Annotated in this window: 12 protein-coding genes; 10 read left to right on the top strand and 2 right to left on the bottom strand. The window is 31.9% G+C overall.

The window, feature by feature from the left end; genetic code table 11:
* Window positions 1-54 precede the first annotated feature (54 nt).
* Window positions 55-444, bottom strand: coding sequence for a DUF4345 domain-containing protein (locus ACRBBL_RS02935; RefSeq protein ID WP_431367547.1), 390 nt, complete (start codon window positions 442-444; stop codon window positions 55-57).
* A gap of 293 nt (window positions 445-737) precedes the next feature.
* On the opposite strand from ACRBBL_RS02935, the gene ACRBBL_RS02930 reads away from it, so the two are divergent.
* From ACRBBL_RS02930 to ACRBBL_RS02920, 3 genes are all read left to right on the top strand, one after another.
* Complete coding sequence (locus ACRBBL_RS02930; RefSeq protein ID WP_431367546.1) at window positions 738-1,682, top strand: methyltransferase domain-containing protein; 945 nt, start codon at window positions 738-740, stop codon at window positions 1,680-1,682.
* 74 nt (window positions 1,683-1,756) lie between these two features.
* A complete protein-coding gene (locus ACRBBL_RS02925) occupies window positions 1,757-2,128 on the top strand; it encodes a VOC family protein (RefSeq protein ID WP_431367545.1) in 372 nt (123 codons plus the stop codon).
* Between the two features lie 173 nt (window positions 2,129-2,301).
* Window positions 2,302-3,006, top strand: a complete 705-nt coding sequence (locus ACRBBL_RS02920; protein ID WP_431367544.1) for a helix-turn-helix transcriptional regulator — start codon at window positions 2,302-2,304, stop codon at window positions 3,004-3,006.
* Window positions 3,007-3,015: 9 nt separating this feature from the next.
* Here ACRBBL_RS02920 and ACRBBL_RS02915 read toward each other — a convergent pair whose 3' ends face one another.
* Complete coding sequence (locus ACRBBL_RS02915) at window positions 3,016-3,948, bottom strand: XAC2610-related protein (RefSeq protein WP_431367543.1); 933 nt, start codon at window positions 3,946-3,948, stop codon at window positions 3,016-3,018.
* Between the two features lie 168 nt (window positions 3,949-4,116).
* On the opposite strand from ACRBBL_RS02915, the gene ACRBBL_RS02910 reads away from it, so the two are divergent.
* From ACRBBL_RS02910 to ACRBBL_RS02880, 7 genes are all read left to right on the top strand, one after another.
* A complete protein-coding gene (locus tag ACRBBL_RS02910; protein ID WP_431367542.1) occupies window positions 4,117-4,755 on the top strand; it encodes a tetratricopeptide repeat protein in 639 nt (212 codons plus the stop codon).
* 101 nt (window positions 4,756-4,856) lie between these two features.
* Window positions 4,857-5,552 carry a hypothetical protein gene (locus ACRBBL_RS02905; RefSeq protein WP_431367541.1) on the top strand — a complete coding sequence of 232 codons (696 nt, stop codon included), beginning with the start codon at window positions 4,857-4,859 and terminating at the stop codon, window positions 5,550-5,552.
* A 24-nt stretch (window positions 5,553-5,576) separates the two neighbouring features.
* Window positions 5,577-7,682: an MORN repeat-containing protein gene (locus ACRBBL_RS02900; RefSeq protein WP_431367540.1), complete on the top strand. Its 2,106-nt coding sequence runs from the start codon at window positions 5,577-5,579 to the stop codon at window positions 7,680-7,682.
* A gap of 19 nt (window positions 7,683-7,701) precedes the next feature.
* Complete coding sequence (locus tag ACRBBL_RS02895) at window positions 7,702-8,316, top strand: hypothetical protein (protein WP_431367539.1); 615 nt, start codon at window positions 7,702-7,704, stop codon at window positions 8,314-8,316.
* 142 nt (window positions 8,317-8,458) lie between these two features.
* Window positions 8,459-9,565 carry a hypothetical protein gene (locus ACRBBL_RS02890; RefSeq protein WP_431367538.1) on the top strand — a complete coding sequence of 369 codons (1,107 nt, stop codon included), beginning with the start codon at window positions 8,459-8,461 and terminating at the stop codon, window positions 9,563-9,565.
* A 360-nt stretch (window positions 9,566-9,925) separates the two neighbouring features.
* Window positions 9,926-10,474 carry a hypothetical protein gene (locus ACRBBL_RS02885; protein ID WP_431367537.1) on the top strand — a complete coding sequence of 183 codons (549 nt, stop codon included), beginning with the start codon at window positions 9,926-9,928 and terminating at the stop codon, window positions 10,472-10,474.
* A 350-nt stretch (window positions 10,475-10,824) separates the two neighbouring features.
* Window positions 10,825-12,633 carry a tetratricopeptide repeat-containing sensor histidine kinase gene (locus tag ACRBBL_RS02880; protein WP_431367536.1) on the top strand — a complete coding sequence of 603 codons (1,809 nt, stop codon included), beginning with the start codon at window positions 10,825-10,827 and terminating at the stop codon, window positions 12,631-12,633.
* The last annotated feature ends 60 nt before the right edge of the window (window positions 12,634-12,693 follow it).

Raw genomic sequence — 12,693 nt, 5'->3', positions numbered from 1 at the left:
ATAAATGATTTGTACCGTAATTTATGTTTCTTAAAGAGTAAGAGATATCAGTAATTATTCCTTTGCGTATGCTTTTAAATTATAGCATCCCCAAATTACAAAAACGATTTCCAAAATTGTTCCAACGGTAAATGAAGTAGAAGGAACACCATCCACAAACATACTTAATAAACGTCCTGCCGCCAATCCGCCCATAAAGAAAATTACAGAGTAGGTAGCGCCACGCCAATGTTTTTGAAAAAGGACACTATAGCCCCAATAAATTCCTAATGCAAAATAGCAGCCCATCATTGCTCTAAAAACATGGTTAAGGTCTGTGCTTTCTACATTGAAATCAAAAAACAATGGTAAAAATGTATTTGGATATAATCCGTAGGTAGCTCCAACAACTAAAATAGCAAGGGTAGATAAACAAAGGTGTAGGTTTTTATGAATTTCTTTCAACGTATGAAAATGGTTTTAGTATTATAAGTTTCGGTTTGCGATCAAAGTAGTTTCTATATACTCAACGTATTAATGGCTTTTACAAGTTAATCAAAAATGTTAAAAATATGTTAAAATTATTCAATAAAAATAAAATAAATTTAATTCTAAGGGTGAAAATTACATGGTAAACCTGCATTGGAACAGTTATTTTGATGTCATCTGCTTTAAATTTTTTAATATTGATGTATTGATATGAATTGTATTGTTGAAAAAGAAGAATAAAAAAATGTCTTTCGATAAATTGATAACGTATGCACTGGAAAATAAAGGCGAGTTTACAGAAGGTATTGCATTTTACAAAAATTGGCGATCAACTCAATCACATTCCAGCTACGCTTAAAAAAAACTATCATAAAAATGTGTGTTTGTATCAATTTTACGAATGCATTCGAAAGTTTGAAGCTTCTACTATTGAACTAAATACAACAACTAAAAAATCTGCTTTAGAAATTGGCACAGGCTATTCGTTAATTGCGCCTGTAGTTTTATACTTATTAGGTTTTGACGCCATTGTTACGGTAGATATTTCCAAAGATGTTTCTATCAAAACGTTTCAAAAGCAAATTCAATATTTAAACAATGATGAATTACTTCAAGCCATTGTGAAGCAAGGAAAATTTAATCAATCTGAAATAAAAGAAAAACTACAGCAGATACAATCGTTTCAAACACTCGAAAAACTATGTGCATATTGCAATATTACCTACATTCCAAAATACACATTAAGTGATATTGAAAACACAAAAAAATCGTATGATTACATCTGTTCACAAGTAGTTTTTGAACACATTCCACCAACATTTTTAGAAGCGTTATTTAAGAAAATGAAAACTTGGTTGACTAAAGATGGTTGCGCCGTGCATACAATCAACTTTATAGATCATTTTGCAAATCCAGGTTTTTTTCAAGACAAAAATATTTCAGAATTCAACTTTTTAAAATACTCTGATACAACATGGAAATATTGGGCTGGAAATGATATTGCATACACCAATCGCTTGTCGTATGTCTATTATTTAGAACTTTGTGAAGCAAACAAATTGCAGCTAATTAACCTTGTAGGAGAAAATTACCGAACGCACAATCCGTTGCCTGTGGAAGAAATTCATCCAGATATCATCAAGAAATACAAGCAACTTTCTACAATAGAAAATGTGTGTAAATATCAACGTGGAACCTTAATTTTTAAAAAATAAAATACCTCTGACATCATCTGTCAAAGACGCGGATACATTTGCAGTATTATTAATTCTTTAAAAAATACAACAACATGAAAAACGCAGTAAACTGGTTTGAAATTCCAGTCACAGATTATGAAAGAGCTAAAAAATTCTATTCTGAAGTAATGGGAGAAGAAATTAAAGATCATCACATGGATAATATGAAATATGGAATTTTTCCATACGATATGGAAAGCCATAGAGTTGGTGGCGCTATCATGCAAATGGATGGTTCAAATCCTTCGCAAGACGGTTCGACAGTATATTTAAATGGAGGAGAAGATTTAAGCATTTCATTAGGTAGAGTAGAAGCTGCTGGCGGAAAAGTAATCATGCCAAAAACGGACATTCAAGAGAATGGATTTATTGCACAATTTATTGATACGGAAGGAAATCGTGTAGCGCTTCATTCGATGAGTTAATCATAAAAAGAGACTTTCTCAATAGCTTCTTTTAAACGTCATTTTGAACTTGATTCAGAATCTCATTAAACTAATTAGCAGTGCGATGCGAAACAGAATCAAGTTCGATTTGACATTTACATTAAGTTGTTTAAATTAATAGTATTAAAATAAATGTATACGATACAAACAGTATGACACAACTTGCAAGACTCATATCGATATTAACATTGTTACGATCAAAACGTTTGTTAACCGCAACGGAATTGGCAGAAAAATACGATGTAAGTGTACGTACAATTTACAGAGACATTCGAAAGCTAGAAGAAGCTGGTGTGCCTGTGTACACAATTGAAGGTAGAGGTTATAGTTTGATAGATACGTATACCATTGCGCCTGTTCAGTTTACAGAAAAACAAGCCAATGCACTTATTACAGCCGAACATATTATCAATCAGTCTAAAGATGTTTCTTTTGTGAACGATTTCAAGGAAGCATTAATAAAAATTAAATCAGTTTTTAAAACATCCATACAAGAAAAAAGCGAAATACTGAGCGATAAAATTCATGTGTTTAATTGGAAATTGGAAGATACTTCAAGCGATGCACTTTCTGAAATTCAGTTAGCAATTACCAATTTTAGTATCATGGAAATCAACTATAAAAAAGCGAATGATTACCAGATTTCTCAACGAAAAATAGAACCTTGTGCCATGTACTCAACTGATAACAAGTGGATTTTAATCGCATGGTGTCATTTACGAAATGAGATGCGTGCTTTTCGAATTGATCGCATTCAAAGTTTCAACATATTAGAAGAGAAATTTGAAGACAGAAAATTCAATATCAGTGACTATTTTTCTTCACATCCGTATTCAAGTCATTCGTATAAAAACTAAGAAACAATTTCATTCAGCTCCTTGTCTAAACGCTACAAATACAAGTTTTCCATTCTTTAATTTATAAATAGTACAGTCGCTGCGTTCTGATAATTCATGTGTTTGCTTACAGGTAGTTTTTTGTGTGATTCTAAATTTTCCTTCAAAAAAATTAAACACTTCGCTCGTACGTGTTAGTTTGTCTAAAACTACGGAACGACTTCCAGAAAAACGCTGCTGTACCCAATCGAAAGTTGCATGATGCAAGCGACTTAAAAGTACATCTTTTATATACACATTTTTCTTCGAGTTATATAAATAATAATCCCATTTTTGATATTGATCTGGTTTTTTTCTAGCAATTCTTATATCATCATAACCGTCAAAATTATAATCTCCCGATTGCTGTAATCCAAGAAAGTAGGTTTGCTTTGAAATTAAATTCAGCGGAACTTTAAACACTTTATATTCCTTTTTATGTTTGGTAGAATTCATATCATAATCACACAACCTTAGAAAATATTCAGGAGGAATTGCAATCATTTTTGTTTCAAAATAACCGCCGTTATGTTCGTGGTCAATATCTTCTATTTTGATATAAATTGCTTCTTTAAAAAAACCGCCTGTCAATAAATAATCAGTATTTGCAAAAGCAAAAAGACGTCTCTTTATATTTTTGTTGTGATGTTCAGTATCTGGTTCTACTTGCTGATTTTGCCATGCAGTTAACGGAACACGCTTTCCTGAAAATGAATTCTCTTCATCAGAATAATGATAGTTATACACTAAAATAGGTTCGCCATTTGCATCTACTAATGTAATTTTTAAACCTTGAATTTGTGTGTAAGTATCGGTCGTGTGTGGAAATATACCTACAATGCTAAGTGCATCATATTGGCAATGTTGTGCTTGTAAAAACTGCAGACAGCATACACAAATACAGAAAGTTATAATTTTTTTCATTGGATAAATTGCTAGTGATGCTATTCATACAAAAAGTATACCAACACACAAATAAACGCGTGCTATAAAAATATAAGTAATCGTTTGTTTTTTGATAAAAATACGTAATTCGTCGTATTGTTTGATGATGAATAAATTGAGATTTTTGAATTCTAAAATTCATTCTGTATGAAATCTATATATCTATTACTGAGTTTGTTCATCGTATCATTTGCAAATGCGCAAAACACAAAATCGTTGCTCGATGATGCTTTAGTGAAAAAAGAACAACAAAAATTTGCAGAAGGCATCAAACTATGTGAACAAGCAATTGCAATAGACAGTATGTTGATAGACGCTTATTTTTACAAAGCAGGATTTCACACAGCATTAATCAACAAGCAAAATGCAGCTGCAGATTATAAAAATTACAAAGCTGCTATTGCAGATTATTCAAAAGTCATTGAGTTGCATCCAAAACATACCAAAGCATTCTTTTATCGCGGTGGCGCACATGATGCAATGGGTTTTATAGATGAAGCTTTAATCGATTATAAAAAATCAATTGAAACAGACGAAAAACAATCAGAAGTGTACAACAGTATGGGCGTTTGTTATGCTAAAAAAGGAAATGTTGATCTAGCACTAAGTTATTTTGAAAAAGCAATTGATTTCAATCCAAAATATGGAAAAGCATATGCTAACAAAGGAAATGTGTATGATATGAAACAAGATTTAAAAAATGCTTGTGAAAACTGGAAAAAGGCAATAGAGTTAGGATATACAGGCAATCAAAGACGTTACTTGGCAAAGTGCAAGAAAAACTAAGTTGATGAAAAATACGCAATCTGTCGTATTGCACACACTGTTAAAAAAAGAGAATTTTGAATAGAACTTAAAAAGAATTCAAAACACTCAATACCAACAATATGATAAAAAAAATAGGAATACTACTTTTTGTAATGACGCTTGTATCTTCTTGTACCGATTTTGGTGAGAAGAAAATTTTTAACGGAACAGAAGTATATTACAAAGATGGTGTAACAGAAGCAGAAGCGGATGAACTAGGAAAAAACTTGGTTGAATCTGGATTTTCAAACGGAGAAGTCAAATCGGTACAATTTGTAAAAGATGGCGAAACTTATGTATTTAAAATGGTCATTAAAGAACAGTTTTTAGAAGACAAATCATTAGAAAACATCTTTAATGTCTTTCCAAAAGAACTTTCTGGCTATATGAATTTGCCAATCGATTTACACCTTTGTGATAATCAATTTAACACTATACGTGTATACAAACTAAAAGATGCATTCAAGTCAATTATGGCGAAAGGAACGGAAATTCGTTATACAAATAAAGTAATGATAGAAGATGTTGAAAAGTTAAAAGACTTCTTGATTGATTACAAATTTTCAAGTGATAGAGTTGAAAAAACAGTTGAAATAGACAGGGAAAACATGACCTATATTTTTAAACTAGTCATTGAAAAAAATAGACTGGAAGACAAAAATGTTATTAGCTATTTAACACTCCTAAAAATGGAAATGTCTAAAAATGTATTCAGTGGATTGGTTGTGAAAATTCACATGTGTGACGATTTGATGAATACATTAAAAGTAATTTAAAAACGAATAAATACCATAACCACAATGAAAAATATAGTACTGATAATGTTGTTTTATTTTATGTGTCAATTGGTAATGGCACAAAAAATAGACATGGTCAATGCACCGCGAAATCCTATAGGTTTCAAACATAAAAAAGCACATTTCTTTTTGCGTGGCGATATCTATGCTTCTAGCGGAAAAATATTTGACAGAAGTGGAAACTTGATTTATAATTACGGAACACGCTATTATTACAATCAAAATGGGGAAATAATAGGAAACAATTACGGTGATCAATGTGAATACGATTCAAGAGGAAATATAATCAAGTTTCAATACAAAAATGGAAGTCTTAGTGAGTATACTTTCAACAATAAAGATCTATTGATTTTTGAAAAAACCTCGTATGGTGAAGAAAAAAGCTATGCTTACGATTCGCAAGAAAGAATTGTAAAAATAATTGTAAATAAAAAAGGAATATTTCACCAACAAAGAGAATATTCATACAGTAAAAAAGGTGATGTTTTAGTAGTTGCAATACAATACACTAATGCAGATAAGCAACCTGGATTTAAAGGAAAATATCATTACACAGACGGTTTCTTAGTAAAAGAAGAATTGAGCTCAGGTGTCTACGAATATGTGGTGAAAAGAGATGCCAAAAGAAACAAAATTGACTTCTACATGGCCAATGATCCAAACGCAAAGCACTATAAAACCTTCAATCGTTATTTTAGTGATGCTAACAAACCTGCAAAGCTTGAATATGGATATTATATTCCTAACGGAAAAAAGAATGGAAAAAAGCTAGCAACGGTATTTGTCAATGGAAAACGCGCTAGTGATATTACAATCAGTAAAGGTGTAAAACCGAATGAAAAAGTGCTGTTTGATGGTTTAACGCAAACCTACTATTCCGTTTCAAATGTGCAAGAAGAAACGCATAGTGCCAATACAAAAATGTATGTGTCAAACGTACTTTCTCAAGGAAAAAACATGATTAGTTATGCGCATGATGGAAAATTTATCAATTACGTAGACGGACAAAACAAAGTGAAAGCGCGAGAATTTGCATTTCTCGGATCACACATGATTGATCATCGCATCGAAAAAACACTCGGAAGAACCTACATCATTTACAACTACAAAAACAAAAAAGAGCAAGCGGTAAAGGAAATGAACTTACTTAGCACAGATGAAAACTCAATTTTTTACACACGTGAATTAGAAAAAGATAACTTTTTTATTGTCGTTAAAGGACAGCATATTGATTATAAAAAAGCGCGATTTGAATACTTAACTAGTGGCGATCCAGTAATTCTTATTGATAACGAGCCGCTGTATATCTTAACAGGGTTCAAAAATGCAAAAGATAATGTAGTTCATAAAGGACGTCCGTATAATGGCGAATTAGACAAAAAACAAACGAAAGCAACTGTAAAAACAGAAACTACTAAGAAAAATTCAAGTGCTGATTTCGACTGTGTAAAAGGCGATTGTAAAGAAGGTTGGGGACGCGTAAAAGTCAACGGAATTATTACAGATGCAACGTTTAAAAATAGCAGTATAGAAGGTGTTGCATACATATCATATCCAAATGGATCGTACTATCATGGACAATACAAAAACAATCGTCGTGATGGAGTTGGCTATTACAAATGGAAAAATGGTAACGTGTATATAGGCGGATGGAAAGATGGGAAACAACATGGTTTGGGCTATACCATGAACAAAGAAAACCAAATTACAAGTGGAGGACTATTTGAAAATGGAAAGCTAGTTACCGAAACTACTACAGATTATATAGCAAATAAAGCAACAGGGAATTGTACGGGAAATTGCGAAGATGGATTTGGAAAATATGTGTACAATAATGGTGATATCTACTGGGGATTCTTCAAAAACAAACAGCGATACGGAGTTGGTACGTATTTGTGGAAAAATAAAAGTGTATATACAGGCGCATATACTTCAGGTGGAAAACGAAATGGATACGGAATTTACACCTATGTTGATCGTTCGGTATTCAAAGGAATCTTCAAAGACGATCGTATTGACGGACTCGGTGTTATGAAATACAAAACAACAGGTAATGTTGTACAAGGTGTATTCAATAACAAAGGCGCAAAAGTAAAAGAATACGAATAACACTTAATAAAATATATAAATGAAGAAAATTACAAGTATCATATTACTTCTTTGTGTGCAAATCTGCTTCATGCAATGCAAAGACAAGATTGAAGTAGAAACCTATGAAGTAACTCCTGAATTTGCTAAAAAAATTGACAAACCAGAAGTGCATTTTACCGTAGACATTCCAACAAACTTAAAATTTAAGAAGCCAGTTGAAGGTGAAAAAACATACTCGTACGGAATGATTCAAAACGTTGGAAAAGACAGCGTGGTAACAGAAATGTATTCGTTTGGATACATTAAAATGAATGGAATGTCACTAGAAAAAGATGGACAAACATTTATGAAGCAAATTCGTGATATGCTCAAAAGTGGCGGATACGAAATAGAAGAAGATAACATTGGTATTATGGAATTTGATGGTAAAAAATACCTTTCGCTTCAAGCAATTGGAATCATGAAAGAAGGCATCAGTAAGGAATTCGTCGGAAGATATTATTTCAATACTGTAGCAAAGCCAAATCCGTATGGAGATACGCATATCATTATGCTCATGGCAGCGAGAGACGATCAAGTTAAAACCTATGAAGATTTCAAAGATAAACTGGGCATTTCTAAAGTTTGGAATACGTTTAAATACCTAAAATAACCCAGTTGATCGTAGTAAAGAGGTTGCTTAAATACTTTTTTTGAGTGATCTCTTTCTTTTAATGAAGTTCAAATTTGAAAGAAATTATATGTGATAAATTTAGAAGAATAGAAACTGCTTTTTTAGGGCGAAATACGATGTGATGATGAAACTTAGAATCTTTATATTATGTATGTTCAATGCGATTGTGTTGAACGCAAACATGGCGTCTCCAGTGCAACAAGGAACTTTTGGAACACGTCCTTTCATTAGTCAATATGTGCATATAGTTCATGAGAATTTGCGCATTACTGTTGATGAAAACTTTCAATATGCCGATTTTGACATCGAATACATCATCAACGCAGAAAAAGATGGCGTACAAATTCCGTTGCTTTTCTATGCTTCAGAATACTATGAAAACTTTGAAGTCACCATTGATGGCAAAAAAATAACGCTTCAAAAACAAGAAGATTTTTGGGATTTATACGGAGATGACAAAGAAAAGCTCACCAACTTTCATTACCTATACAACACAGATCAAAAAGCAATACGCGAAATCGAAAATCAATTCAAATACGGTAGAAGCGACCGAATTTCCCTGAACGATTTCTTATACTTTAAAACAGACATTGCAGCAGGAAAGCACAGTATAAAAGTACGTTACAAAGCAAACAATTGGCGTTACAAACACAATCGATTAAATGAAGACAGTTTTCGTTATGCACTCGCGCCAGCAAAATACTGGAAATCTTTTGGTACGCTAGATGTTACGATTGATACGAGTAAGGTTAAAGACGAAATAACAATCAATCTTGGAGAAGCAAAAAGCAGAAACAACAACGGAATTGCTACTTATCACTTTGAAAAATTACCTGTAGACATTATTCAGATTACTCGAATTCCCAAACTAAGCAGTTTTACAACATTCTTACTCAATCTGGAATCCTTTTGGTTAGCGATCATTCTTATAAGTTTCATCGTACTATTTCATGTTTGGAAAATGTATCGTTTCCGTAAAAAACACCCAGAAAAAAAGATATCGATTCCAGCTATTCTTGGCGCTGTTGTCATTCCAGTAACATTTATTTTAATGTTATTAATTGCCACTTTTTGGATAGATGCTTCTATTGGAAAACCATACGCGAGCGGACGTGAAAGCTATGGCGCATTCTATTCGTTTCTATACTTGCCAAAATACATTTTCATCTATGTTATTTTTTCTGTCATAATAGATCTTCTATTTAAAAAATTTCACGCGAAAAGTTAGAGAAGGTGAATTTAATACAGCAGTCAATAGCGGTTTTTGTCTTTTCCGCAGTATAACATGGATTTTTCGTTAAAAATTTTTGAAGCCTTGGAAAAAATTTAGAAAGATTCATGTGGTTTTAGTTTTTCAATAAGAGAAAAACTAAAAATACCTCTGGAAAAGCGCACTTTCTTTTGTTTCTTTTCTTTGTGCGAGCAAAGAAAACGAAAATAAAAAACTAAATTCTGAGTATTTTACGAAATTAAAGTTGGCTGTTTATAGAATTTTGTTTGAATGAAATTTACATTGAACTGAAGTTGATAAGTAATAACTCAAAAGAATTTTTGTTAATTTACACAACAACTAACAAAAATTCAACAAATGAAAAACCAAGAAGTAACGCTAAAATATGTTGTCGCAGGAATACTTACTGTACTGATCACTTGGTTTATTCACGAATTTACACATTGGCTTACTAGCGAATCATTAGGTTATGAATCGTTCATGCGATTGAATAGTGTAGGACCTTTAAATGGAGATATTTCTACAGAAACACACAAAGCAATCATTTCAATATCAGGACCAATCATAACTATTCTACAAGGAATTATTGTTTTTATACTACTAAAATCAAAAGGTTGGAATAAATACCTATATCTATTTTTATTCACAGCATTTTACATGCGATTTTTTGCTGGATTGATGAACTTTTTAAACCCAAATGATGAAGCGCGCTTTGGTCAATTTCTTGGAATTGGAACACATACAGTATCTCTTATTGTTAGCATTTTTCTATTTTCAATGGTATATATCATCAGTAAAAAACACAAACTGCATTGGAAATTTCAACTTTGGACAGCAATTATCATTCTAGTTACAAGTTGGACAGTAATACTACTTGATCAATACTTTAAAATTAGAATCATATAATTTGTAGAATTGTAACTTTTTATTCAGTTTGTCTACATATTATGTATGATACATATAGAAGCTATAAAGAATTTTTTCATTGCAATCGGCTGCGGCTGTATTGTAATTATTCTATTTGTGTTTATTAAAAGTTTTACCAATGATTCCATAGCTTCTATTATTATATTTCCACCGATATTTTTTTTAATCAGATATAAATTGAATAAATATAAATCATAGAATTTTCAATTGTTCAATCAAAAAAATACGCAACTCTTCGTATAGGAAATACAGTAAAAAAGTAAGAATATTGTTAGTGCGAATCATCACGCAAAACGAAATCAACCAAAACATTTTCTATCTTTATAAAGATGAAAAAAAGTATACTTATATTTTTATTGCTTATTTCTACATTTTTATTAGCTCAAAATGCGGAATTGTCACCTGAAGAAACTATTGCATTGTTTGAAACATACGAGCAACAAAGTGAAGATTTCAATCAAAAAAGAGAGTTGGATTCTATGCAAGTCTACTTAAAAAAGTTAGATGCATTAGTACCAAAAATTCAAGATTCATCATACAATTACAGAGCCGATTTAATTCGCGGTTCGGTGCTCACACGTAATACACAATCGGATCAAGCAATGAAAGTATTGCTAAAAGCTTCTGAATTCTTCAAACTACAAAAAGACTTCAAAAATTACTATCGCGCACGTTATAAAATCGGGATTTGTTATTACTATGTAAATCGTCGAGAAGACACAAAAACTGCAATGTTAGAAGTTGTAGAAAATAAGCAGTATATATCTGAAGATTTAGCCACAAGCGCATTAGCAAATATTGGAGCTGTAAATATTGAATTGGGCATGCAACAAAAAGACAATGCATTGTTTCAAGACGCAATCAACAGATTCAATAAAGCAATTTCGATCAATCGAAAAAGTAATAAATACACAAAATTGGCTTCCAACTATAGCTTATTAGCTGAAAGTTATAATCAATTAAAAGACAGACAAAAAGCGCTCAAATTGTTAGACAGCGCTATTTACTTTGCCCAAAAAGATAAAAATGCAGGACAAGAAGGTTTTGCGCAAATCAAAAAAGGAAACATATTTACTAAAGGCAAACAATATTCGCAAGCACGTAACATGTTTGATAAAGCAATAAAAACCTATAAAAATGCGGATGACAATCCATCATTATTATATGCGTATATAGAAAAAAAGCGTATGTACATGTTAATGGAATCGTATGAAGCGGCGAGCAAATTGGGCGATTCAATTTATGGTTTAACAATTGAAAATTACAACAAACGTTTTGCAGATGGAATTTCTGAAATGGAAACCAAATACAAAACTGCCGAAAAAGAGCGTGAAATTTTAGAACAACGTGCAGAAATAGCAGAAAAGGGATTGGCGTTAAAAGAACGAGAGTATCAAATATATGCCGCCTTAGCTTTGGCGTTATTAATGTTGGTTTTAGGTTATTTATTTTACAATCAGCAGAAGTTAAAAAACAAACAGTTAGTCAAAGAAAACAAGTTAAAAGTAGCACTGAAAGAAATAGAAACGCAAAACAAATTGCAAGAACAACGCTTGCGAATTTCACGTGATTTACATGACAATATCGGTGCACAATTGTCGTTTATTATTTCTTCAATTGACAACTTAAAATACGCCTCCAAAGAGACTTCGGTTGAGTTTAAAGATAAACTGAGTTACATTAGCGAATTCACATCAGCAACCATCGATCAATTGCGTGATACGATTTGGGCAATGAACAAAGATGAAATTTCTTTGACCGATTTACAAAGCAGAACGCTCGCATTTATTGAAAAGGCGAAAATGGCAAAGCAAGATGTGAAATTTAAGTTCAACAATGAAATCAATTCGTCTATTCAATTCACGGCGATTGAAGGAATGCATTTATTTCGAGTGCTTCAAGAAGCAATCAATAATGCTTTAAAATACGCCAATGCGAATTTGATTACGGTTGATTTTAAAGAAGTGGACAAACAAATTATAATTGAAATAAAAGATGATGGTGTAGGATTCGAAAAAGAAACTGTTCAACTAGGAAACGGATTGTACAATATGCAAAAACGTATGGACGAAATCAACGCGGATATTGACATCAATTCAAAACCATCTGAAGGAACGGAGATTGTGGTGAAATTTTAAATTATAAATGTTGAATTTTAAATTGGAAAATAGCATTTTTTAAGAGCCAAGAAGTTTACT

Origin of the sequence: Kordia sp., from assembly GCF_050633145.1 — a bacterium.
Taxonomy (GTDB): domain Bacteria; phylum Bacteroidota; class Bacteroidia; order Flavobacteriales; family Flavobacteriaceae; genus Kordia.
Note: the sequence above shows the minus strand (reverse complement) of the source record. Positions and strands in the feature narration are given on the sequence as shown.